General features: G+C 63.7%; 22 protein-coding genes. 10 read left to right on the top strand and 12 right to left on the bottom strand.

Translation table 11 applies throughout. The annotated features are described in order from the left end of the window. The first annotated feature begins 37 nt into the window (after positions 1-37). The 3 genes from ACFDTG_RS00450 to ACFDTG_RS00440 all read left to right on the top strand — a co-directional run bounded on the left by ACFDTG_RS00450 (position 38) and on the right by ACFDTG_RS00440 (position 3410). The gene (locus ACFDTG_RS00450; protein WP_375289106.1) at positions 38-640 is read left to right on the top strand and encodes a DUF4136 domain-containing protein; all 603 of its coding nucleotides are present in this window, start codon (positions 38-40) and stop codon (positions 638-640) included. Then, positions 637-1767, top strand: a complete 1131-nt coding sequence (locus ACFDTG_RS00445) for a M14-type cytosolic carboxypeptidase (protein WP_375289105.1) — start codon at positions 637-639, stop codon at positions 1765-1767. Before ACFDTG_RS00450 ends, ACFDTG_RS00445 begins: the two co-directional genes overlap by 4 nt. Positions 1768-2648: 881 nt before the next feature. Continuing rightward, positions 2649-3410 carry an EAL domain-containing protein gene (locus ACFDTG_RS00440; protein ID WP_375289104.1) on the top strand — a complete coding sequence of 254 codons (762 nt, stop codon included), beginning with the start codon at positions 2649-2651 and terminating at the stop codon, positions 3408-3410. Positions 3411-3413: 3 nt separating this feature from the next. Here the strand turns inward: ACFDTG_RS00440 and ACFDTG_RS00435 are convergent, their stop codons facing one another. Genes ACFDTG_RS00435 through secB form a run of 5 tightly spaced genes read right to left on the bottom strand, consistent with a single transcriptional unit; the run spans position 3414 to position 8034 of the window. Then, complete coding sequence (locus tag ACFDTG_RS00435; protein ID WP_375289103.1) at positions 3414-4427, bottom strand: LD-carboxypeptidase; 1014 nt, start codon at positions 4425-4427, stop codon at positions 3414-3416. Then, positions 4427-4843: a cytidine deaminase gene (locus tag ACFDTG_RS00430; protein WP_375289102.1), complete on the bottom strand. Its 417-nt coding sequence runs from the start codon at positions 4841-4843 to the stop codon at positions 4427-4429. Before ACFDTG_RS00430 ends, ACFDTG_RS00435 begins: the two co-directional genes overlap by 1 nt. Then, positions 4833-5849 (bottom strand): tryptophan--tRNA ligase, encoded by a 1017-nt coding sequence (gene trpS / locus ACFDTG_RS00425; protein ID WP_375289101.1) that lies wholly within the window; start codon positions 5847-5849, stop codon positions 4833-4835. The genes ACFDTG_RS00430 and trpS overlap by 11 nt, the downstream gene beginning before the upstream one ends. Before the next feature lie 15 nt (positions 5850-5864). Continuing rightward, positions 5865-7466 (bottom strand): murein biosynthesis integral membrane protein MurJ, encoded by a 1602-nt coding sequence (murJ, locus tag ACFDTG_RS00420; protein ID WP_375289100.1) that lies wholly within the window; start codon positions 7464-7466, stop codon positions 5865-5867. 37 nt (positions 7467-7503) lie between these two features. Beyond that, positions 7504-8034 (bottom strand): protein-export chaperone SecB, encoded by a 531-nt coding sequence (gene secB / locus ACFDTG_RS00415; RefSeq protein ID WP_375289099.1) that lies wholly within the window; start codon positions 8032-8034, stop codon positions 7504-7506. A 201-nt stretch (positions 8035-8235) separates the two neighbouring features. On the opposite strand from secB, the gene ACFDTG_RS00410 reads away from it, so the two are divergent. The 5 genes from ACFDTG_RS00410 (at position 8236) to ACFDTG_RS00390 (ending at position 11815) form a co-directional block, all read left to right on the top strand. After that, positions 8236-8889, top strand: a complete 654-nt coding sequence (locus ACFDTG_RS00410) for a Tim44/TimA family putative adaptor protein (RefSeq protein ID WP_375289098.1) — start codon at positions 8236-8238, stop codon at positions 8887-8889. A gap of 29 nt (positions 8890-8918) precedes the next feature. Then, entirely contained in the window at positions 8919-10136 is a 1218-nt protein-coding gene (locus tag ACFDTG_RS00405; protein WP_375289097.1) for a murein transglycosylase A, read from the top strand. A 167-nt stretch (positions 10137-10303) separates the two neighbouring features. Next, positions 10304-10732 (top strand): Smr/MutS family protein, encoded by a 429-nt coding sequence (locus ACFDTG_RS00400; RefSeq protein WP_375289095.1) that lies wholly within the window; start codon positions 10304-10306, stop codon positions 10730-10732. A 62-nt stretch (positions 10733-10794) separates the two neighbouring features. Continuing rightward, entirely contained in the window at positions 10795-11145 is a 351-nt protein-coding gene (locus ACFDTG_RS00395; RefSeq protein WP_375289094.1) for a LytTR family DNA-binding domain-containing protein, read from the top strand. Between the two features lie 10 nt (positions 11146-11155). Continuing rightward, a complete protein-coding gene (locus ACFDTG_RS00390; protein ID WP_375289093.1) occupies positions 11156-11815 on the top strand; it encodes an HAD family hydrolase in 660 nt (219 codons plus the stop codon). Between the two features lie 31 nt (positions 11816-11846). Here ACFDTG_RS00390 and ACFDTG_RS00385 read toward each other — a convergent pair whose 3' ends face one another. After that, entirely contained in the window at positions 11847-13934 is a 2088-nt protein-coding gene (locus tag ACFDTG_RS00385; RefSeq protein ID WP_375289092.1) for a catalase, read from the bottom strand. 194 nt (positions 13935-14128) lie between these two features. After that, positions 14129-16345, bottom strand: a complete 2217-nt coding sequence (katG, locus tag ACFDTG_RS00380; RefSeq protein ID WP_375289090.1) for a catalase/peroxidase HPI — start codon at positions 16343-16345, stop codon at positions 14129-14131. Positions 16346-16550: 205 nt separating this feature from the next. On the opposite strand from katG, the gene ACFDTG_RS00375 reads away from it, so the two are divergent. Then, positions 16551-17351 carry a MipA/OmpV family protein gene (locus ACFDTG_RS00375; protein WP_375289089.1) on the top strand — a complete coding sequence of 267 codons (801 nt, stop codon included), beginning with the start codon at positions 16551-16553 and terminating at the stop codon, positions 17349-17351. 44 nt (positions 17352-17395) lie between these two features. On the opposite strand, the gene ahpF is transcribed toward ACFDTG_RS00375, so the two are convergent. The 4 genes from ahpF to moaA all read right to left on the bottom strand — a co-directional run bounded on the left by ahpF (position 17396) and on the right by moaA (position 22083). Then, entirely contained in the window at positions 17396-18985 is a 1590-nt protein-coding gene (ahpF, locus tag ACFDTG_RS00370) for an alkyl hydroperoxide reductase subunit F (RefSeq protein WP_375289088.1), read from the bottom strand. Positions 18986-19130: 145 nt separating this feature from the next. Then, a complete protein-coding gene (gene ahpC, locus ACFDTG_RS00365) occupies positions 19131-19697 on the bottom strand; it encodes an alkyl hydroperoxide reductase subunit C (protein ID WP_375289087.1) in 567 nt (188 codons plus the stop codon). 302 nt (positions 19698-19999) lie between these two features. Next, positions 20000-21082 carry a chorismate synthase gene (gene aroC, locus ACFDTG_RS00360; protein WP_375289086.1) on the bottom strand — a complete coding sequence of 361 codons (1083 nt, stop codon included), beginning with the start codon at positions 21080-21082 and terminating at the stop codon, positions 20000-20002. Then, complete coding sequence (gene moaA / locus ACFDTG_RS00355; protein WP_375289085.1) at positions 21079-22083, bottom strand: GTP 3',8-cyclase MoaA; 1005 nt, start codon at positions 22081-22083, stop codon at positions 21079-21081. Before moaA ends, aroC begins: the two co-directional genes overlap by 4 nt. 146 nt (positions 22084-22229) lie before the next feature. On the opposite strand from moaA, the gene ACFDTG_RS00350 reads away from it, so the two are divergent. Continuing rightward, entirely contained in the window at positions 22230-23378 is a 1149-nt protein-coding gene (locus ACFDTG_RS00350; RefSeq protein ID WP_375289166.1) for a CaiB/BaiF CoA transferase family protein, read from the top strand. 54 nt (positions 23379-23432) lie between these two features. Here ACFDTG_RS00350 and ACFDTG_RS00345 read toward each other — a convergent pair whose 3' ends face one another. Next, positions 23433-24458, bottom strand: coding sequence for a chemotaxis protein CheB (locus tag ACFDTG_RS00345; RefSeq protein WP_375289084.1), 1026 nt, complete (start codon positions 24456-24458; stop codon positions 23433-23435). Positions 24459-24503 lie beyond the last annotated feature (45 nt).

Below are 24503 nucleotides of genomic sequence, written 5' to 3'. Positions count from 1 at the left end.
GTTGATACGGCGAGAGGTCACACGAGAGGAATTCACGATGCTGCGTCCCCTGGCAATCACCGCCGCGATGGCAAGTCTCGCGCTGTCTGGCTGCGCCACCCCGCAGGGCCCGGCCGAGGTCACCCGCTTCGTGGCGCCGGAAAGCGTTTCACGCCTCGGCCAGGGTGCCGTCTTCCTCGAGAGCGCGCCCGGCACCGCGGACGCGCTGGAGCTTGCGCCTTACAAGGCCGCGGTGGCAGCGGAACTCGTTCGCCTTGGCTATCGCGAGACAGACCGCGCCGCCGCCGGCCAGATCGCCCAGGTGGGTATCGAACGCTATGTCCAGACCGCCGAAGGACGGCGCAGCCCGGTAAGCGTGGGGGTGGGCGGATCCACCGGCAGCTATGGCTCGGGCGTCGGTCTCGGCCTCGGGATCAACCTCGGCGGCGGGGCGCGCGATTCGATCGGCACACAGCTCAGCGTCACCTTGCGCGATGCGGCGAGCGGAGAGCCCTTGTGGGAAGGGCGCGCCGACCTGCGAGCCGCGGACAACTCCCCCCTTGCGGATCGAACCCGAAACGCCCAAGCGCTCGCCGCCGCCCTGTTTCGGGGTTTCCCAGGCACCAATGGCGAGACGGTAGAAGTAGAGGTCAACGAGTGAGCGATATCAGGATCGACGCGCAATTCGACAGCGGCAACATCGAGGTGCTGGAAGTCTCGGGCCAGCGTGCCCGCCTGGCCATTCCCAAGGACCACATGAGTGAATTTCGCCAGTGGTTCCATTTCCGGGTGTCGGGCGCGAAGGGGCGCGAACTGGAACTGGTCATCACCGGCCTGAACGACAGTGCCTACCCCGGCGGGTGGCCCGATTACGACGCCTGCGTTTCCGAAGATCGCCATTACTGGGGCCGTGCACGGTCCAGCTTCGACAAGGACACGGATGGCGGCGCCCTGACCATTCGGTACACGCCCGCCAGCGACATCGCCTGGTTTGCCTATTTCGCGCCCTACTCCATGGAGCGGCATCACGATCTGGTGTCCGAAGCGGCGGCGGCCGAGGGTGTCGATCATCGCCATCTGGGGACCACGCTGGACGGGCAGCCGCTCGATTGCCTGGAACTGGGAGAAGGCGCGACGCAAGTCTGGCTCTATGCGCGCCAGCATCCGGGCGAAAGCATGGCCGAATGGTGGATGGAAGGCGCCCTCGAAGTGCTGACCGATCCGGCCGATCCCGTGGCAATGGGTCTGCGCAAGCAATGCCGGTTCCATATCGTGCCCAACTGCAATCCCGACGGATCGCGGCGCGGGCATCTGCGCACCAATGCGGTGGGCACCAACCTCAACCGCGAATGGAGCGAGCCCAGCGCGGAAAAATCGCCCGAGGTGCTGGCGATCCGCAATGCGATGGACGAAACCGGCGTCGATTTCGCGATGGACGTGCACGGGGACGAGGCAATTCCGGTGGCATTCCTGGCGGGGTTCGAAGGCATTCCGAGCTGGACCGACAAGCAGGGTGACGACTTCTACCGTTATCAGAAGATCCTCGACCGCCGCACACCCGATTTCCAGATGGAAAAGGGCTACACCAAGTCGAAGCCCGGCAGCGCCAACCTGTCCATGAGCACCAACCAGGTGGCGGAGCGCTTCGGCGCCTGCGCGATGACGCTGGAAATGCCGTTCAAGGACAACCCCGCTGCCCCCGAGCCCGCGCAGGGTTGGAGCCCGGAGCGCAGCAAGATGCTGGCCCGCGACTGCCTCGCCGCGCTGCTGGAGTGGCTGGAGGGCTGAACAGCGATGACATGACAGAGTGACCCTGTCATTCACGCGTCACCGCCCTGTGGGCCCGCCGAGAGCGAGCCAGTCTGAGGCGGGTCATATATTCAAGGCAAACTCGGAAAAATTGCGTTGCCGGAGCGGATTTCATTCGGATCGGCGAACCCAGATCAAACTCTTTTGCGGCATCACGCCGGGCACGCTGTCGGGGCTTTGGGGCCCCGACCCGATCCTAACGCCAGCTTCGCGTCCGCATCGGTCCTCAATGCCCCCGCCGGTGAGGCCCAGCGAAGACGAGGGCAGATATAACCATTTTGGTTACTTTTGTCAAGATGGCGCTGTGTAGGATCGGCACGGCCAATCCCTATTTAGAACCTCTCGACCAGCAGCTGAAATGGGATGGGAAGCTGACATTCGCATGGTAAGCAAAGCTTATGCGTTGCCGAGCTACGATCATCGCAGGCCTATTATCAGTTGGCGTCTTTCTAAACGGGTGCGCGGAAGACCGCCTCGAATCGCCTGAGTTTTTCGAGTCGAAAACAGGACTGGCGATTTGTCGAGACGCGCAAGTCCGAAATGTCCGTGTTGGTGACTATGATCACGAACCTGACTTCACCTACGGCGTGCGACTTAAAATGTCTGATGAATGCAAAGACGACTTTCTAGATGAAATTGAAGAGCGATTGGGTGTCCACTGCCCGGCTGTGACATGTTCGTTCATGGATGCTAACGCGTGGTCCTACGAAATGTCCACTCTGGCTGACGGAGAAATCAACTTCGTTCTGCGGGCCACCTGATCGAAGACCTAGCGTCCGCAACCGGATCGCGAACTGCCCGAACGTATGGCAATCAGGACGTTATCGCATTTTTAGCGAAAATCGGGTATCCGGTCGGTTATGACCGCCAATTCCTGCCAGGGATGTCGTGACGGGGCTGCCTTCGCCGCGCCCTTTACCATGGCGTTCCAACCCATCGTCGACACCGAAACCGGCCATATCTACGCCTATGAAGCGCTGGTGCGCGGTTCGAATGGCGAGAGCGCGGACAAGATCCTGTCCTTGGTGAACGATCAGAATCGCTATGCCTTCGATCAGGCTTGCCGCGTCAAGGCGATCGAGAAGGCGGTGGCTGCGGGCTTGCTGCAAACCGAGGCGAAGCTGTCGATCAACTTCCTGCCCAATGCGGTCTATTCGCCGATGGCCTGCATTCAGCTCACGCTGAAAACTGCGCGCGCGCAAGCGCTTCCACTCGAACGGCTGGTTTTCGAGTTCACCGAGAACGAGGAGATGGCCTCTCCCGAGCATGTCGCCGACATCATCACCACCTACAAAAAATTCGGCTTTACAGTGGCGCTGGACGATTTCGGGAGCAGTTACTCGGGCCTCGACCGGCTGGCGGTGCTCGTCCCGGACGTGATCAAGCTCGACCGGCAGCTGCTGGGCGGAATCGATAGAGATCCCCGCCGCCGCGCAATTATTGCCAGCATGGCCGCCTTGGGCCAGCAGCTGGATACCCGCATCGTGGCCGAGGGGATCGAGACCGAAGCGGAGGCCACGACCCTGCGCGAGCTGGGCGTCCGTTATCACCAGGGCTTCTGGTACGCGCGTCCGGCGCTGGAGCAATTGCCGGGCTTATCCAACGAGAGCCTGGCGGCCTGATCCTCAGGCGACGATGGGTTCGAGCAAGCGGATGGTGCGGGCATCCGCGTCCAGCTCGACAGCGGCGCCGCTGGGCAGGCTGAGCTGGTTCGCGATATGACCGGTATCGAAACCCGTTACAGCCGGGATGCCGAGCGGACCGAGATACTGGTCCACGAGCTGATCGACGGTAAAGCCGGCATAATCCGGATCCTGCGTGGCGCAGCGGCTGCACTGGCCGAAGACCACGCCTGCCAGACCATCGAGCACGCCCGCCAGCCTCAATTGCTGGAACATGCGATCGACACGGTATTCCGCCTCGTTCACATCCTCCAGAAACAGGATCGCATCCGTGAAATCGGGCAGCCAGCCGGTGCCCATCAACGTGCTGAGCACGGTAAGATTGCCGCCGAGCAGCCGCCCCGTCGCCCTGCCCCCGGTGACGGTTCGCGCAGGGCGTTCGGTCACGGTTTCCACGTCCATTCCACCCAGAACCGGGGTGTCGGCGGCGAAGGCCAGCCGCCACAGGCTTTCCCAGCTTTCCTTGCGCCAGCTCCCCGTGCCGTTGGGCCCATGGATGGTCGAAAAACCGGCCTGCTTCGCGAAGGCGAGGTGCAGTGCGGTCACGTCGGAAAAACCGATCAGCAATTTCGGGTTTGCTCGGATGGTGTCCCAATCCAGCAGCGGCAGGATGCGCGCGCCGCCCCAGCCGCCCCGCACCGCGAAGACCGCGCGCACTTCCGGATCGGCATAGGCGGCATTGATATCCGCGGCGCGCTGCGCATCGGTTCCCGCCAGATAGCCGAAGCTGCCAGCCGCATTGGCGCCGGTTTTGGGCACCAGCCCCATCCCACGGATATAATATTCGGCGCGCCCAACGCCCTCTTCCGCGTCGGCGGCGCTGGCCGGTGAAACCAGCGCGACCGTATCCCCTTCGCGCAGGCGTGGCGGCTTGTCATGCAAGCGCGGCCATGCGGGAGAGGCAGCGAATTGCGCGGTAAGGGCGCCCAACCCGCCCAGGACGGTGCGCCGCCGCATCAGTCGAGGCTGGCCGGACCGAAGGCTGCGGGCAGCAGCGCGGACAATTTGACCCGGCGCACTTCGCCCGGACCGACACACAGGATATCGGGATCGGTGCTGCCGAGCTGCGCCAGTTCGTTGAGCACCTGCCGACAACGGCCGCAGGGAGTGATGGGATGCGCGCCGGGTCCCGTCACCGCGACCGCCTCCAGCCCGCCGCGCCGCCCTTCCGCCATCGCCCTGGACACCGCCACCGTCTCTGCACAAAGTGCCAGGCCATAGCTGGCGTTCTCTATGTTGGTGCCGGTCACCACGGTCCCGTCATCGAAGCGCAGCGCCGCGCCGACGGGGAAGTTCGAATAGGGCGAATAGCTGCGATCGGCCGCCGCGCGGGCCGCCGCGATCAGCGCCTCGTCTCGCTTGTCAGCGGACAAGACCGAGAGCCTCGTAAGCGGCGTCCAGCGTCGGGCGCCCGATTTCGCGTGCTCGTGCGGCGCCGCTGGCGAGAATGGCATCGAGCGACTGGCGATCTTCGCGCAGTTCGCGGAAACGCGCGGTAATGGGCGCCAGCACTTCCACCATCAACTCGCCCAGCGCGGGTTTGAAGGTGCCGAACCCCTGGCCGCCGAATTGGGACAGGACCGCGTCGGTGCTGGTTTCGGCCAGCGCTGCATAGATCGTCACCAGATTGAGCGCTTCGGGGCGCCCCTCCAGCCCGGCCGCCTCGCTCGGCAGCGGTTCGGGATCGGTCTTTGCCTTCTTGATTTTCTTCATGATCGTGTCGGCATCGTCGCGCAGCTCGATCCGGCTCATCTCGCTGGGATCGGACTTGCTCATCTTCGCCCCACCGTCGCGCAGGCTCATGATCCGGGCCGCTTCCGGCGGGATGATCGGTTCCGGCAGGGTGAAGACGGGCGCGTCTTCGCTCGCGAAATCATTGTTGAACTTCTGCGCGATGTCCCGCGCCAGCTCCAGATGCTGCTTCTGATCCTCGCCTACCGGAACATGGGTCGCCTGATAGAGCAGCACGTCCGCCGCCTGCAGCACCGGGTAGGTGAACAGCGCGATGCTGGCGCCTTCGCGGTTCTTGCCCGACTTGTCCTTGAACTGCGTCATCCGGTTCAGCCAGCCCATCCGCGCGGTGCCGTTCAGCAGCCATTGCAGCTCGGCATGGGCGGCGACCTGCGCCTGATTGAAGAGGATGGTGCGGTTCGTATCGAGCCCCGCCGCGACCAGCATCGCCACGAGCTCCAGCGTGGAGGCGCGCAGATCCGCTGGTTTGTGCGGCATGGAAATCGCGTGAAGATCGGCGATGAAGATCAGGTTCTCCCCCCCGGCAGCGATCGCATCGCCTTCCATCTTCACATAGTTGCGGATGGCGCCGAGGTAATTGCCGAGATGGGGGTTGCCGGTAGGCTGAATGCCGGAGACGACGCGCATGATAGATCCGTTACTTTATTCTGCCAGATCGACCGGGCGAGCCGGTCGGCGGCGGCGTAGCTGGGCAAGCAGGTCCTTGTCGAGCGCACCGAACAGCATAGCCGACGCAAAGAAGGCAACCGCGCCCGATAGCACCAGTATTCCCAGCGCCGCGATGCGAGGACCCGCGCTCCCCTGCCACCAGGGTGCAAGCAGGGGTGTGAGCCAGACCAGCACGGCTGCCATCACCGCGGTCGCGGCGAGCTGGCGCAGTACCTTTCCGGCGAGCCGGGCCGTCATCCGGAACCAGCCGCGAATCTGCAGAATGACGTAGAGGCTCGTCACATTCAGCCAGGCGGTGAATGCCGTCGCGGCCGCGAGGCCCACGATGCCGTAACGCGGCACGACATAGAAATTGATCGCGATGTTGATGGTCAACGCCCCTGCCGCCACCCACACCGGGGTCCGCGTATCCTCGCGGCTGAAAAAGGCGGGCTGGAATACCTTGATCAGCACATAGGCCGGCAGCCCCGCCACCAGCGCGATCACGATATCGCCCATGATGAGCGTATCGGCCAGCGTCATCTTGCCGCCCTGGAAAATACCGGTGGTGAACGCTTCGGCACAGATACCCAGCGCCACCGCCGCGGGAAGACACAGCAGCATGGCGATCTCTATCGCATTGCCCTGGAGCCGCTGCGCCTCCCGGTCGTCGCCCGACTGGATATGGCGGGCAAGCATCGGCAGGATAGCGGTGCCCAGTGCGATGCCGAAGATGCCCAGCGGCATCTGGTTCAAACGGTCCGCCATCTTGAGCAGCGTCAGCGAGCCCTGCGGCAGGCTGGTCGCGAAGAAGGTGTCGACCAGCTGGCTGATCTGGTAAATTCCGGCACCGAAGGTGGCCGGCAGGATCAGCATGCCCAACCGCTTCACTTCGGGTGTGATGGTTGGGAGCGTGACCTTCAGCTTCACGCCGACGCGCTGCGTGGCCCACCACATGTATGCCAGCTGGGCCACCCCGGCCGCCGCCAGCGCTATGGCCTGCGCATAGGCGACCGTCACATCGCTGCCGCCCGCATTGTCGCGCAGATAGGCACCCGTCAGGATGCCCAGGATCAAAACGATATTCAGCAGCACGGGCACAAAAGCGCCGGGCGCGAACTTGCTGCGCGCATTGAGCACGCCCGACAGCATCGCGACCAGGCTGACCAGCGCTAGATAAGGGAAGGTGATTTGGCTGAGGTTGACGGACAATTCGAACTTGCCCGGCACATCCTGATATTCGCGCGCCAGCAGCCAGACGATGCCGGGCATCACCAGCATGGCGAGCGCGGAAAAACCAAGCAGGACCCACACGAAGATCGCCAATACATCGTTGGCGAAGCGGTCCGCAGCCTCCTCCCCCCCGTCTTCGGCGTGGAGCCGGCGCGTGTACATCGGCACGAAGGCGACGCTGAACGCCCCTTCCGCGAACAGACGGCGGAAGGTGTTGGGCAGCGTAAAGGCGAGTTGCCAGGCGTCCGCCGCCAGCCCCGCGCCGAGCACGCGCGCGAGCAGCATGTCGCGCGCGAATCCGAACACGCGGCTGACCGCTGTCAGCCCGCCGATCGTTCCGACGCTGCGGACCAGACTGCTCATGGGGCGCTCAACCGGGGGCCGGCCGTGCGGGCCTGGTTCAGTTCATCGAACCCGGCGCGGGCGATTCGCCTTCGCCCTGCTGCTGGCGGGCGGCCATCTGCTGCTGGTAAAGCGCGCCGAAATCCATCGGATCCAGCATCAGCGGCGCGAAGCCGGCATCGCGCGTTGCATCGGCAATCACGCGGCGGGCGAACGGGAACAGCAGGCGCGGCGCTTCGGCATAGAGGAAGGCGTGGCTGTGCTGTTCTGGCATGTTGCGCAGGCCGACGAGGCCGCCGTAGCTCAGCTCTACCAGATAGAGATTGCCCTGCGGCATCTTGGCGCCGGCCGTGATCTTCAGCTCAACCTCGTGCACTTCGTCATTTACCGGCGTGGCGGCGATGTTGAACTGCACGTCGACATTCGGCTGGTCGGTCCACTGATAGCAGGTGGGCGCATTCGGGTTTTCGACCGAAAGATCCTTGATATACTGCGCGATAAGGCCAGCGACAGGACCATTGTCCGCGCCGTTGCCACCCGCTGCAGGATCGAGATTGATGTCAGTGAGAATGTCGCCTTCGTCGGCCATGGGATCTGTCGCTTTCGGTTGCGGTATCGGGAGGGGCGCTGGCATGAGCGCCCTTGAAACGAACGGCGCGCGTAGCACCGGCAGAAAGCGGGGGCAATCTCCCCACACTGTTGTTCGTTTGAAATCGATGCCTATCTAGGGCATTAGAGACCAAACCCCCTAAAGGGCGCGTCATGTCGCGCTCAGGAGCAAGCTGACAGCGTGATCCTCGAAATCGTAATTCTCGCCATGGTGGCCGCATTTCTCGGCCTGCGTCTGTTCGCCGTGCTGGGCCGCCGTGCCGAACACGAGGAAGAAGCGATCCCTTCCCGATTCGAACGCGCCGAAGAGCCTGGCGCCGAACGCCCCGCGGCCAAGCCCGCCATGCTGCCGCACGATATTCTCAAGCGCCGCGATGCCGCGCTTCCGAACGAGGCGGGTGTGCGCGCCATTGCCCAGGCCGATCCCCGATTCGACATCATCGCCTTCCTGGAAGGCGCCAAGTCCGCCTACGGCATGGTGCTCGAAGCATTCTGGAAGGGCGATCATGAGGCGCTGCGCGAATTGTGCGACGATGACGTATATGCGCAGTTTGCCGCAGCCATCGAAGAGCGCGAAGCCGCTGGCGAGACGATGGACAACCGCCTGATCCGGATCGAAGACGCCGCGATCAAGAGCGCGGAACTGGACGGACGCATCGCGCGAATCGCGGTGCTGTTCGTGGCCGATATCGCCGCTGTCACCCGCGACAAGGATGGCAACGTCGTCGCCGGATCGCTCGACGATGCGATCGAAAGCCGCGACATTTGGACGTTCATGCGCCATGTCGATTCGAGCGCGCCGGACTGGAAACTCGACGAAACCGACGAGGGCTGACGCTCATTCTATCCGGGAAGGCTCGGGACATGCGCTTTTTCGCTGCCATCCTGGGCGCTCTGGCGCTGTCCGCCTGCGCGGCCGTTCCCGGGGGGCATGGCCCCGGCACGGCGCCCCCATCCCCGCCCGAGGCGCAATTGCCGCCACGTATCTCGCGTGGTCCCGATGTTGCGAGCCTTGCGATCAGCGAGGCGCAGGCCGACCGGGCACTCCGATCCTTCGTGGAATCCTGCCCCAAGCTGCTCGCGCGCGAGGACGACAGCGAATTGACGAGAGCGGAAGACTGGCGCGGGGTCTGCGAGGCCGCGACCACGATCGCACCGGGCAATGCGCTCGCGTTCTTCCGTGACCGATTCGAAACCGTAAGGATCGCCGACGGCAAGGCCTTCCTCACCGGCTATTACGAACCCGAAATTCGCGGATCGCGCGAACGGCGCGTCGGATACGATCAACCCGTGTTCGCCATGCCGGGGGATCTGATCCGCGATCCCAACTGGACCGGGGATGGCCGCGCTCCGCTGGGCAAGATGACCGCAGACGGCTTCAAACCCTACGACGATCGGGCCGAGATCGTGGCCGGATCGCTGCTGCCTTCCAACACGCCGCTCGTTTATCGGGACGGGGTCGATTACCCACCCCCCGCCGCCGATGGCCGCGCGCCGGTGATTGCCTGGGCCGCGGACCCGGTGGAATTCTTCTTCCTGCAAATTCAGGGCTCCGGGCTGCTCCGCCTGCCCGACGGCGGCATCATGCGAATCGGGTACGCCGGGCAGAATGGCCGGGGCTACACCGCGATCGGCGCGGTCATGCGTGAACAGGGTTTACTGGGCGATGGGCCAGGCCAGTATCCCGGCTCCATGCAGGGTCTGATGCAATATATTCGCGAGCATCCGGTCGAAGGGGCGGCGCTGATGAATCGCAACCAGAGCTGGATCTTCTTCCGCGAGGTCGTGGGCGATGGCCCCTATGGCGCGCTGAACGTGCCAGTTCGCGCCCGCGCATCGGTTGCCGCCGATCCGGCGTTTACGCCGCTTGGCGCGCCCGTCTGGCTGGATGTCGACCGCGCCGAGGCGGATGGGCTGTGGATCGCGCAGGACACGGGCGGCGCGATCAAGGGGGCCAACAGGTTCGATACCTTCTGGGGCAATGGCGAGGACGCGCGGCGTATCGCCGGAGGCATGACCGCGCGGGGCGATGCGCTGGTGCTGCTGCCCAAGGGAGTGCCCGCGCGCCTGCTGACGCAATGAGGCCGCCGCGCGGCCTGAGTGACGAAGAATCGGACGCCTGGGCCCGGGTCGCCGCGAGCGTTACGCCTCTGCATAATTCTCCGAGCAGTGGGGCCAAGGCGCAGCGCGAAGATGGGGCAAGCGCCGCAAAGCCAGCGCCCTCACGCGCGGCGCTGCTGGATCGCCCTGTGCCTGTCAAATCCGCCCCGAAGCAGATCGTGGCCGTCCGGTCGCCGCCGGTCGCCCCCCCTCCCCGCTCCGGCCAGGACCGTTCGGGCCTGGATGGCCACTGGGAGCGGAAGCTGCGTGCGGGATCGCTTTCGCCGGATTTCACGCTCGACCTTCACGAACACTCGCTGGACGCGGCTTACAACCGGGTGCTCGGCGGGATCGACATCGCCCGCGAAACAGGCGCGCGCGTGATCCTGATCATCGCCGGGCGCGAAAGGCCGACCCATGCCGCGGACCGTGCGGAGAAGCGCGGCGCGATCCGGGCCAAGCTGCTCGACTGGCTGGCCGCCAGCCGCCATGCCTCCGCCATCGCGGCAATCCGCAAGGCGCACCGCCGCCACGGAGGCGAAGGTGCGCTCTACGTGATCCTTAAGCGCGACCGCTGAACGCTCAGCCGAACAGCAGGGCGCCCAGATAGGTGCCCACCAGCTGGCGTTTGTGCCCCACGATGTCGCCGGTGCGCGGTGACGATACTGTCCGTCCGAAAGCTGCAAAATTGATCTACCGGCTTCGAACCGCGATCGGCAGCGATCTGATCGCGCTGGAGATGGAGGACCATTACGTGCGCGCGCACACCGTGCTGGGAAGCGAACTCGTCCTGATGCGAATGCGCGATGCCGTTGCCGAGCTGGACAGCCTGGAGGGGGAACAGGTCCATCGCAGCTGGTGGGTCGCGCGCGATTCGGTCACGGGCGTGAAGCGCGACGGGCGAAACGTCCGCCTGCAACTCGAAGGCGGGCTCGAGGCTCCTGTCGCCCGCGCACGTCTCGCCGAACTCAAGCAGGCCGGTTGGCTTTGAAGGCAACCTGATGCTTGTCATTTTCGATTGCGACGGGGTCCTCGTCGATAGCGAGCTGCTTGTCACGGATGTCCACGTGCGGGCCCTACGCGAGTGCGGCCTCGACATCTCGCACGACGAACTGCACGAGCGCTTCCTCGGGATGACGGACCGCGCCATGTATCGCGAGCTGGCTCGGGATCTGGGGCGCCCCCTGCCCGGCGATTACGACAGGCGGGTAAAGGCGGAAATCATCCGGCGGAGCGAAACGGAATTGAAGCCCGTTGCCGGCGTCGAAACCGCGGTCGCAGCCATCACCGGCCCACGCTGCGTGGCATCCAGCAGTTCGGAATATCTGCTTCATCAGAAGCTGAAGATCACCGGTCTGGCCGGTCTATTCGGAAACGCGATCTTCAGTGCGGATGCGGTGCGCCATGGTAAGCCGGCGCCGGACATCTTTCTCTACGCCGCCGAACGGATGGGTGTGCGCCCTTCCGAATGTATTGTGATCGAAGACAGCGAGAACGGCGTTCGTGCCGGCGTCGCGGCCGGGATGCGCGTGATCGGGTTTGCCGGCGCGAGCCATGTCGGCCCGGGCCACGCAGAGCGCCTGAAAGAAGCGGGCGCCGAGCGGGTCATCACCCGGCTCGACGCCCTGCCGTCTTTAGTCGCGCGAGCCTTTTTGCCCTGAGTGGGGCAAGCTCACGGTATCGCTATCGTCTTCAGTCCTGCTTGACCGACTCCCGATCCCAGAAGCGAAGTTGTCCGCACTTACCGATGAAGCTTTTCGCGGAGTTTTTCCCGTCGGAAACGTCGACGAATCCATCGTCCATCCAGTTCCAGACGCCCGCCGTTTCGAACAACGGTTGCACCGCCGGGACATAAGCCACGAACTTCGCATGGGCAAAGGCGTCATTAACGAAGTCGATGCTCGGCTTGTCGGTGTTGTAACGTTTGGCCGAAGCCTCGCTCATCACCACCGCCACGGCGTCATAAACCACCGACGGACCGCCATCTATTTTCTGATCGGCTTTCATCATGGAGCCATCGGAAAGTTTGGCACCGGAGACATGTGGCGCAATGATTTCGGCCATCCCGCCAGCATCTTTTGCTGCATCCTTCAGAGCCTTGACGACCGCGGCGTCCGCTCCCTCGGCGATATAGATGCCCAGTTTGCGCCCTTTGAACGAATCAGGACCGTTCTTGATGATCGAAAGCGCCGGGCTGGGCTTCAAATCCATGATCGTCTCACGCGCGGCCGGGACCTTGTCGGGGAGTGATTCCATGCCGAGGCCATCGGCAACTTCCTGCGCAAGACCTTCGTCGATGCGCAGCAAATGACCGACCATTCGTTCGCGAATGTCCACTCGTTCGACCTTGGAAAGTTCGAAGGTCAGTGCATTGGCCATATGCGTCTGTTCAACCGGCGTCTGAGACACGTAGAACTGGCGCGCCTGGCTGTAGTGATCGGCAAAGGTCTCTGAGCGATGACGCACCTTGGCACCGGTCACGGGGGCTTCGTAGGTTGTGAAACCATTCATCGGGCACGCACGGGGGCCTCGATCTTGACCAGTCCCTTCGCCCCAGCTGTTCGGCTCGTAATTCACGCGACCCTTGGGATTGGTCATGGCCATGTGCCCATCCTGCTGAAAATGACGCACGGGACATTTGGGGGCATTGATGGGGATATGCGTGAAGTTGGGGCCGCCTAGTCGCTTCAGCTGCGTATCGAGATACGAGAAATTGCGACCCTGAAGCAGCGGATCCTCCGAGAAATCCATGCCGGGAACTATGTTTTGCGTGCAGAACGCCACCTGTTCGGTTTCCGCGAAGAAATTGTCGACGTTGGCATCCAGCGTCAGGGTTCCGATTATTTCTACGGGCACTTGTTCTTCAGGGATGATCTTCGTTGCGTCGAGAACATCGAACTCGAAGTTTTCAGCAAATTCCTCGTCGAAGACCTGGATGCCGAGGTCCCATTGCGGGAAGTCACCTGCGTCGATGGCATCCCACATGTCGCGGCGATGGAAATCGGGATCGGCACCGTTAACCTTGAGCGCTTCATTCCAGATCACCGATTGCAGCCCCAGCTTGGGCTTCCAGTGAAACTTGACGAAGCTGGCTTTGCCTTCGGCGTTCACGAGACGGAAGGTGTGCACGCCGAACCCTTCCATGAAGCGGAACGAACGCGGGATCGTCCTGTCGGACATGATCCACATGATCATGTTCATGGATTCAGGGGTCAGCGAAACGAAGTCCCAGAAGTTGTCGTGGGCGGTCTGGGCCTGAGGAAAACCGCGATCCGGCGCGGGCTTCGCGGCATGGATGAGGTCCGGAAACTTGATAGCATCCTGGATGAAGAAGACCGGGATATTGTTGCCGACCAGGTCCCAATTGCCTTCATTGGTATAGAACTTGGTGGCAAAACCGCGCACGTCGCGCGCGAGATCGGGCGAACCCTTGTTGCCCGCCACGGTGGAAAAGCGCGTAAAAGTCGGGGTCTTTACCCCTTCTTCGTTGAAGATCGCGGCGCGCGAGTACTCGGGGATCGCCTTCTTCAATTCGAAATGGCCGTGAACGCCGTATCCGCGCGCGTGGACCACACGTTCGGGAATGCGCTCGTGATCGAAGTGGAAGATCTTCTCTCGCGCAATGTGATCCTCCAGAAGCTGGGGTCCACGCGGTCCGGCCGTCAACCAGTTCTGGTCATCGGCCACCGGGGCCCCCTGAGCCGTCGTCATGATATCGTCGTCGCCGAGCGGCTTCTGGTGATTGGCGCCGCCCTCGGAAAGCTCGAATTCGTCGGCCATGGGAATCCTTTCAGGTAAAGCGGTGCGCCCCGCCGGCGCAACCACGCTATCCCTACGAACCGCTTACTGCCTCCGTTCCACCCGAGACCTTCGAATCATCATTTATTGCAGCCCGACTGTCTCACTCATGCAAAAAGGGCCACGGCATCGCTGCCGTGGCCCCTCCTTCGCGACCCGGGGGACCGGGCTCTTTATCAGTGGTATTTGGCGTAGGTCAGGTCGAAGCGATCGGCGTCCATCACCTTGGTCCAGGCCTTGACGAAGTCGCGTGCGAATTTCTTCTCGTGCCCGTTTTCCGCATAGACTTCGGAGACGGCGCGAAGCTGCGAGTTGGAGCCGAAAACGAGATCCGTGCGGGTCGCGCGCCATTTTTCGTGGCCCTTGAGGCGGCATTTGCCCACGAACTCCTCGTCACCGCTCTCGTCGACCACTTCCCATACGGTGCCCATATGCAGCAGGTTCACGAACCAGTCGTTGCTGAGCACGCCGGGGCGATCGGTGAACACGCCGATCGAATTGCCATGAGTGGTGTGCGTGGATACCGCGCCCAAGGCGCGCAAGCCGCCGACCAGCACGGTCATTTCCGGTACCGACAGGCCGAGCAGGTGTGCCCGGTCGAGCAGCATGTCTTCCGTCTTCACGCTCGCCTTGGTCTTGAGATAGTTGCGGAAACCGTCCGCGAAGGGTTCGAGCGGCTCCCAGCTTTCGGCATCGAAATCCTCGGGCCGGGCATCGCCGCGACCGGTGGTGACATCGACCTTCACGTCGAAACCGCCATCCTTCGCCGCCTTCTCGACGGCCGCTGCGCCCGCCAGCACGATGGCGTCTGCCATCGACAGGTCGCCGCGCAGTTCATCGAGCTTGGCCAGGACCTTGCCGAGTTCCTCCGGGTCGTTGACCTTCCAGTTCCTGATTGCGTCGAAGCGGATATGCGCGCCATTGGCGCCGCCGCGATGATCCGAATGACGGTAGGTGGAGGCCGAGGCCCAGGCCGCCTTGACCAGTTCGGACACGGTCAGCCCGCTATCGAGAACCTTTGCCTTGAAGTCGGCCACCGCACTGTCCGATGGCTTGGACCCGGCAGGGATCGGATCCTGCCAGATCAGGTCTTCGCTGGGGACATCGGAACCGAGATAGCGGACCTTTGGCCCCATGTCCCGGTGTGTCAGCTTGAACCACGCGCGGGCGAAGGCATCGTCCAGCGCCGCCTGATCGTCACGGAAGCGCTCCGAAATCTTGCGATATTCGGGATCCCGCTTCAGCGCCATGTCAGCGGTGGTCATCATGGTCGGGACCTTCTTGTTCGGGTCCCGGGCGTCGGGCGCCATGTCCGCCTCTTCCTGATCGATCGGTTGCCACTGGTTGGCACCCGCCGGGCTCTGGACGAGCTCATAATCGTATTTGAACAGCAGACGGAAATAGTCGCCGCCCCATGAGGTGGGGGTGTTGGTCCACGCGCCTTCGATGCCACTGGTGGTGATGTGGCCCTTTCCGATCTCCTCGGGGTCGGTCAGCCAGCCGAAGCCCATGGTGTGCAGGTTCTCGCCTTCGGGAGCCTTGCCGAAAGTGTCGGCGGGCTTCGCGCCATGCGCCTTGCCGAAGGCGTGGCCCCCGGCGGTCAGCGCGACGGTTTCCTCGTCATTCATCGCCATGCGGGCGAAGGTTTCGCGCATGTCGCGCGCCATGCCCTCGGCATCGTGGGGATTGCCGCCCGGTCCTTCGGGATTGACGTAGATGAGGCCCATCTGGATCGCCGCGAGCGGGTCTTCCAGCGCCTTGCCCTCGTCGGGGATGATGCGCGTCTCCACGCCTTCATCCACCCACTGTTCCTCGGTGCCCCAATAGGTGTGCTCGGGCTCGAACACATCCTTCCGGCCCCCGCCGAAGCCGAACACCGGGCCGCCCATGCTTTCGATGGCGACATTGCCGGTGAGCACGAACAAATCGGCCCAACTGATGTTCTTTCCATATTTCTGCTTGATCGGCCACAAGAGGCGGCGCGCCTTGTCGAGATTGCCGTTGTCGGGCCAGCTGTTGAGCGGCGCAAAGCGCTGCTGACCGCTGCTCGCCCCGCCGCGACCGTCGCCGGTGCGATAGGTGCCCGCCGCGTGCCAGGCCATGCGGATGAAGAACGGGCCGTAATGTCCGTAATCCGCCGGCCACCATTCCTGGCTGTCGGTCATCAGGGCGGTAAGGTCGGCCTTCAATGCCTGGTAGTCGAGCGCGTTGAACGCTTCGCAGTAATCGTAATCCTCATCCATCGGATCGACCTTGCGGCCTTCCTGAGTGAGAACTTCCAGATCGAGACTGTCGGGCCACCAGTCGCGATTGCGACGGCCCAGAAGGCTTCGGATATCGCCATTGCCGGTAAAGGGGCATCCGCCCGAAATCGAACCTGTCTTCGCGTCCATGTCTCGCTCTCCTGCAAGGTTTCCGTTGATTACCCCACCACCTTGGCTTGCGAACAGTCATTCGTCCAATCGATTGAATGGGTGTATTCGATTGACTGAGGCGATTTGTCGGCAGGGCATTGCCAGTTCGCGCGGACCTGCTGCGAGCAGTTTTGTTGTGCGCCGGGCCGAGCTGGCATAGAACGCGAAAAAAAGGGACTTCTCGATGATTGCAATTCGCCTCGCCACTGCCGGCTTGTCCGCCGCCTATCTCTGCCTGTCCGTGGTCGCCTGGAGCCAGGCCGACGACACTGAACCGACCGAGACGAAGCGAACCCGCATCGCGCTCGGCCCGCAACTGGTGCCAAGTTTCCCCGGGTCCGACGGTGTCAGCATTGCCCCGCTGTTCAACTTCGACCGTGCCAAGGTAGACGAGCCGTTCACCTTCGAAGCCCCTGACGAAAGCTTCGGCTTTTCCCTGTTCCGATCCGGCGGGTTCTCCATCGGCCCATCTGTGGGATTCGAGGGCAAGCGGGAAGACACGGAGACCGGGACGCTGTTGCCCGAAGTCGATTTTTCCGTCGAGATCGGCGGATTCGTGCAGCAGGAGTTCGGCGACAACTTTCGTGCGCGCGCGGAAGTTCGCAAGGGCGTGACCGGGCATGAGGGGCTGATTTCGCTGCTGAGCGCCGATTATATCCTACGCGAAGGATTGGTGCAGGAATTCGCCATCGGCCCTCGCCTGACGATCGCCGACAACAGCTTCCAGGATGCCTATTTCTCGGTTCGCCCCGAGGATGCGGCGGCGGCGGGCCTTCCTGTCTATAATGCGGGCGGCGGCATCCAGGCGGTCGGCGCGACCGCGGGATTTACGCGCCAGTTCGGCAGGCACTGGGGCGTATATGCCTATGCCAAATACGATCGTCTCGTGGGGGATGCGGCGGAATCTCCCATCGTGCGCGTCTATGGATCGCGCGACCAATACTCGGGCGGCGTGGCCCTGACCTACACCTTCTATTCCGATTGACCGACCGGTACCGGTGACCCTTCGGGGGCACCGGTACGTTCGGGTCAGGCCGCCTGCGCTATGGCTTCGGCCGGTTCGGTGCGGATCAGATAGTCGAAGGCCGAAAGGCCTGCGCGCGATCCCTCGCCCATCGCCACGACGATCTGCTTATACGGTGTCGCGGTGGAATCGCCTGCGCCGAAAATGCCGGGAAGGTTCGTGCGACCTTCCGTGTCGGTCACGATCTCGCCGTGCCTGGACAGTTCCAGCCCGCTCGATTGCAGCCACTCGGTGTTGGGCACCAAGCCGATCTGGACGAACACGCCTTCCAGCTCGATGCGGCGCTCTTCACCGGACGCGCGATCCTTGACGATCATTCCGTTGACCTTGCCGCCTTCGCCCGTGATCTCGGTTGTCTGGCCGTTGGTTACGATTTCGACATTCGCCATGCTCTTGAGCTTGGTCTGAAGAACGGCATCGGCGCGCAGCTGGGTGTCGAATTCGACAAGGGTCACATGACCCACGATCTTGGCGAGGTCGATGGCGGCTTCCACGCCGGAATTGCCACCGCCGATCACCGCGATACGCTTGCCCTTGAACAGCGGCCCGTCGCAGTGCGGACAGTACGCCACGCCCTTGTTGCGATATTCGGCTTCGCCCGGCACGCCCAGGTTGCGCCAGCGCGCACCCGTGGCAAGGATCAGGCTGCGCGACTTGAGACTGGCGCCGTTGGCCAGCTTCACCTCGTGCAAGCCGCCCTTCTCTCTGGCGGGGACGAGCTCCACCGCGCGCGCGAGGTTCATCAGGTCGATTTCGTATTCGCCGACATGGCGTTCCAGATCTCCCGCCAGCCTGGGTCCCTCGGTATAAGGGGTGCCGGGCAGGTTCTCGATCCCCAGCGTATCGTGCAGCTGGCCCCCGAACCGCTCCGCCGCGATTCCGGTGCTGAAACCCTTGCGCGCGGTATAGATCGCGGAGGTGGCACCGGCGGGCCCGCCGCCGATCACCAGCACCTCGAAAGGATCTTTCGCGGACAATTTCTCGGCCGCCTTCGCATCGGCGCCGGTGTCGATCTTGGCCAGGATCTCGGCCAGTTCCATCTTGCCGTTGTAGAACGGCTCGCCGTTCAGGAAGGTGGCGGGCACGGCCATCACGTCGCGCGCCTCGATCTCCTCCTGATAGGTGCCGCCTTCGATCAGCGTGGCGGTAATGCGTGGGTTTTCCAGCGCCATCAGCGTCAGCGCCTGCACCACGTCGGGGCAATTGTGGCAGCTGAGCGAGAAATACATCTCGAAGGCGAAATCGCCCTCAAGCCCGCGGACCTGCTCGAGCAGATCGGCATCGACCTTGGGCGGATGGCCGCCCGCCCAGAGCAATGCCAGGACGAGCGAGGTGAATTCATGGCCCATGGGAAGCCCGGCGAAGCGGACCCATTTTTCCGCATCGCTGGCGCGGCGGATAATGAAGCTGGGCTTGCGATCGTCGGTCCCGTCGAAGCTTGCGCCGACATGCTCGTGCAGTTCGGCGATCTGCGTCAACAGCTCGCGTGTCTGGCGCGACTTGTCGTCATCGCCCAGCGAGGCGACCAGTTCGATCGGCTCGCGCAGATTGGCGAGATAGGTCGAAAGCTGCTGCTTCATCGCGGCATCGAGCATGGGGAAACTCCGGGATAGGGATGGCGGAAAGGAAAAAGACCCGGGGCCTGAGGTTGGGGGGAGGTGACCCCGGGTCTTCCAGCGACCCGAGCAGGGCTCGGGCTCTTGTCGCGCCCGCGGTTGGGGGGCGGGCGCGATTATGCGATCAGAGCTTGCCGACGAGGTCGAGCGAGGGAGCCAGCGTCTCGCTGCCTTCTTCCCACGCCGCCGGGCAGACCTGGCCGGGATTGTTGCGCACATACTGTGCGGCCTTGATCTTGCGCGTCAGTTCGTTCGCGTTGCGGCCCACGCCTTCGCACGTGATTTCCATGATCTGGATCACGCCATCCGGATCGACCACGAAGGTCGCACGGTCGGCCAGACCGGCGCCATCGCGCAGCACGCCGAAATTGTTCGACAGCGTGTGGTGCTGATCGCCCAGGAAGGCGAACTTCAGCTTGCCGATCTTGTCCGAGGTGTCGTGCCATGCCTTGTGGCTGAAATGCGTGTCGGTCGAAACGCCGAATACCTCGACGCCCATGCCCTGGAGCATGTCGTATTTCTCGCCCAGGTCCTCAAGCTCCGTCGGGCAGACGAAGGTGAAATCGGCGGGATAGAAGAAGAACACCGCCCACTTGCCTTCGATGTCCTTTTCGCTGACGTCGAAGAATTCCTTGCCAGCCTGGAAGGCGGTGGCGGTGAACGGTTTGATCTGGCTTCCGATGATACCCATGCGTCGTGTCTCCATCTGTGTGGGTTGAATTGTCACGACCCCAGATAGGTCCTGCTGCGACGCAAAAAAGCGATTTTGTGCGAACGCTAAGATTGAAATAATCGATCAGTGGCTCGACACTTTCTTTTATTGCAATGGAAGGCGTTGTGATGTTGCAGTTTGAGCAACTAGTTGCGCGTCGTGAATGGGGTGTTTCTGTTTCCCAACGCTGTGCAACATGGTTCAAGCCATTGTTTCGGCTGGGAAGCTCGCCAGTCAGGGGAGCCATGCGACGCAGGACCCCGTGCAAACTTAGTCGGCGTTCAGCCGCATTGCGCGCGGTGGAGCAGCTTGTGGTCGGCCAGCACCAGCGCCATCATGGCTTCCACCACCGGCGTGCCGCGAATGCCCACGCAGGGATCATGGCGGCCCTTGGTTCGCACTTCGGTCGCCTCACCGTCCCGGGTGATGCTGGGTACGGGGGTCAGGATCGAACTCGTCGGCTTGAACGCAACCCGGCATACGACCGGCTGACCCGTGGAGATACCCCCTGCGATTCCGCCCGCGTGGTTCGCCTCGAACCGGGGACCATTGCCGGGTTCACCGCCAACAGACGGCCGCATCGGGTCCGCGTTCTGCTCCCCGCTAAGCCGCGCCGCGCCGAAACCGTCGCCGATCTCCACGCCCTTGACCGCGTTGATGCCCATCATTCCCGCAGCCAGATCGGCATCGAGTTTGGCGTAGATCGGCGCACCCCAGCCCGCCGGAACGCCGCTCGCCACGCATTCGACCACCGCGCCCAGCGAAGATCCGGCCTTACGGGCATCGTCCACCAAGGCCTCCCAGCGCATGGCCGCCGCCGGGTCCGGGCACCAGAACGGGTTTTTGCCGATCTCGTCCACGTCGAAGCATTCGGGATCGATCGCGTCCCCGCCGATCTCGGCGACATAGGCCAATATCCGCACCTCGGGTATGACCAGCCGCGCCACCGCACCCGCCGCAACCCGTGCCGCCGTTTCGCGCGCACTGCTGCGCCCTCCGCCCCGGTAGTCGCGCAGCCCGTATTTCGCGTCATAGGCATAATCCGCATGGCCCGGACGATAGGCCTGCGATATCTCGGAATAGTCCTTCGACCGCTGATCGGTGTTCTCGATCATCAGGCTGATCGGCGTGCCGGTGGTCAGCCCTTCGAACACGCCGGACAGTATCCGCACCTGGTCGGGTTCCTTGCGCTGGGTGGTGAACTTGTTCTGGCCCGGCTTGCGTGCGTCGAGCCAGGGCTGGATGTCGCCCTCGGCCAAGTCGAGGCCCGGAGGGCACCCGTCCACCACGGCGCCCAGCGCCGGCCCGTGGCTCTCGCCCCAGGTGGTGAAGCGAAACACGCGTCCGAAGCTGTTCCAGCTCATCCGCCGGTCACGCTCATATGGCGCGCCACCGCCGGTTCGGCGCGGGCGATGTCGAAATCGTGCCGGGCCGGCTTGCCCGCCAACAGGGTATCGAGCGCCGCATCGAGCGCGCCGTCCTGCCCGCTGCGCATGATCTCGCGCAGCTCGACATGCTGGTCATGGCCCAGACAACCATACACCGTCCCCGTCGCTGCGATCCGGATACGGTTGCAGGCCGAACAGAAATTGGCGCTGAGCGGGGTGATGAAGCCGACGCGCGTGCCCGTCTCCACTACATCGCAATAGCGCGACGGGCCGGCGGTGCGATGCAGCGAAGGAACCAGCGTGAACTGCCTCTCCAGGGCCGCGCGCGCCTCAGTCAACGAAAGGAAGCTGTCCTCGCGCTGACCCTCGATCTCGCCCAGCGGCATGGTCTCGATAAGCGACAGGTCCAGCCCCCGCTCGCCGCACCACGCCAGCATCCGGGCGAATTCACCATCGTTGGTGCCGCGAAGGGCCACCATGTTGATTTTCACCGCCAGCCCCGCATCGCGCGCGGCTTCGATCCCGGCAAAAACCTCTGCGATCTTTCCGCCGCGGGTAATGGCACAGAAGCGCTCCGCATCCAGCGTATCGAGGCTGACATTTACCCGCCGCACGCCAGCCTCCGCCAATTGCGCGGCAAATTTCGGCAAGGCCGTGCCATTGGTGGTCAGCGTCAGCTCTTCCAGCCCTTCGGACTGCAAGGCGCCAAGCGCCTTAATCAGGTTGCCGAACCCGCGTCGCACCAACGGCTCGCCCCCCGTCAGCCGGATCGTGCGCACGCCCCGCCCGACCAAGTGGCGCGCCAACTCGGCAATTTCCTCCAGCGTCAACAGATCGCGGCGCGGCAGGAAGGTCATGCTCTCCGCCATGCAGTAATGGCATCGCAAATTGCAGCGATCGGTCAGCGACAGCCGCACGTAATCTATGCGGCGGCCACACCCGTCCACCAGTCTGGTTGCTTGCGCGCTGTCATCCATCCCCGCGTGGCTACGCGGCGAGGGCGGCAAGGGCAAGATTGCTCTGCGATAGAAGCTGAGACCCGGCGTCGGGAGAGCTTGCGCTGGGCGCTTGCTTTGGCCGGACGGGCCTGCTTTGCGTTGCGAAACGCAATGGGAGAATGACTGTGGCCGGACCGCTCAAGGGATTGCGGATCATCGAATTCGCGGGGATCGGACCGGGTCCGTTCTGCGGAATGATGCTTGCCGATCACGGCGCGGAGGTGATCCGGATCGACCGTGTCAGCGGTAGCAGGGGCGGATCCATGCCCGTCACCCGCAGCGACGTTCTCGCACGGGGCCGCCAGTCCATTGCCCTCAACCTGAAGAGCGAGGAAGGCGTCGCCCTCGCCCGCCGCCTGTGCGCCAGTGCCGATGGTGTGATCGAGGGCTACCGGCCCGGCGTCATGGAAAAGCTCGGCCTGGGACCCGACGAATTGCTCTCGGACAATCCCAAGCTGGTCTACGGCCGGATGACGGGCTGGGGTCAGAACGGGCCTTACGCCCCCTATGCAGGGCACGACATCAATTACATCGCGCTGGCCGGCGCGCTGGCGCATTTCGGCCGGCAGGGCGGGAAACCCACGCCCCCCATCAATATGGTCGGCGATTTCGGCGGCGGAGGCATGATGCTGGCCTTCGGGATGGCATCTGCCCTGCTGAATGTGGCGCGCGGCGGCGAAGGCCAGGTCATCGATGCGGCGATGACCGATGGAACCGCAGTTCTGATGAGCATGATCCATGGCATGCGGACCATGGGCGTGTGGAACGAGGATCTGGGCAGCAACATGCTGGATACCGGCGCCCATTTCTACGACACCTACGAAACGGCCGATGGCGGCTTCATCTCGCTGGGCAGTATCGAACCGCAGTTTTATGCCGAATTGCGCCGGCTTGCCGGTCTTGAGGATGACAAGGATTTCGACGCCCAGCACGACCGGACGCAATGGCCGGTCCTGAAGGACAAGCTGACCGCCCTGATCAAATCCAGGACACGCTCCGAATGGGACGCGATCATGGAACACACCGACGTGTGTTACGCCCCTGTCCTCACCATGAGCGAGGCGATCGAACATCCGCACAACAAGGCACGCGAGACGTTCGTGACGGTGGGGTCCGATACGCAGCCGGCGCCCGCGCCGCGCTATTCACGCACCGTTGCGGATGTTCCGCAGCCGGCCCCCTTGCCCGGAGAAAACAGCGATCGGGTCCTGCGCCTGCTTGGCATGGATGACGGCGAGATCGCTTCCTTGCGCGAAAGCGGCGCCATCGCCTGAACGGCCGGCGCCAGGACGGAGGGCGAGCCCCCGCCCCAAACAGGGAATGCAGTCCTAGGCGAGCGCGACTTCGGCCATCGCCTCCGACATGATCCTGGCGCCCAGATCGCCCGCTTCCAGCACCTCGGCCCCGCCCACGAGACGGCGGGCGGTGTCATGGCCCGCAACTGCCCCGGTTGCCCGCGGCTTCTGCACGATGACCTTCAGACCCGCGTCGGCGGCCATCTTGAAGCCCTTGGCTCCGTCGCCGGTCGCATTTTCCAGGAGAATGCAGATTGCCTTCTGCAATCCGCGCGCGGCAGTCCCAAACAGCAGATCTCCGGAAGGGCGAACCCCGGCCACCGGGTCGCGGGGGCTCAGTCGGATCGTGTCGGCGCCTTCCATGATGGCATGAGCGCCGCCATTGTTGGCGATGTAAACCACGCCCGGCTCCAGCTTGCACCCGTCGGTAGCCGCCTTGATCTGGCAGGCGACCAACCCGTCCAGCCTCGCGATGAGCCCGGCCCCCTCGGTTTCCGCATCCAAAGTGATAACGGTCGGCGGGCAATTCGCGGGATAGGTGGCCAGCACTTCGCGCACCACGTCGACCGCTCCGCTGCCGCCCGAAATGACCACTGCGGTGCCATTGGGCACCATGCTGGTTTCGGGCTGAGACGCCGGAGCGCTAGGCTTGGCATCCTTCGCGGTGGCGGCCTTGATGACCAGGCTGCCGAGCTTCTGGACAACGGCGTTGAATTCTTCGGGCGAGGTGCGCAGGGGCTTGGGAAAACAGGCGAACGCGCCCAGATCGAGAGCCTTCTGCGCCGTACCCGTCCCGCTTTGAGTCACGCTGGACAGCATCACCACGGGCATGGGCCGTTCCTCCATGATCTCGGTCAGGAATTCCAGGCCGCTCATCCCCGGCATTTCCACGTCGAGCGTCAGCACGTCGGGACGCAGGCTGGTGATCATGTCGCGGGCCTCGTCGGCACCGCGCGCCGCACCAACGACTTCCACGCCCTTGGCCTTTTCCAGGATATCGCAGAACAAGGCGCGCATAGCCGCGCTATCATCGACCACCAAAACCTTAACGGTGTGCATCTTTCCCGGTTTCCTTGCGAAAATTGGTTTGCGGCCGCGACTTGG

Source organism: Qipengyuania sp. (genome assembly GCF_042095715.1).
Taxonomy (GTDB): domain Bacteria; phylum Pseudomonadota; class Alphaproteobacteria; order Sphingomonadales; family Sphingomonadaceae; genus Qipengyuania.
The sequence above is the reverse complement of the archived record's forward strand: the minus strand, read 5'-3'. Positions and strand labels throughout refer to the sequence as shown.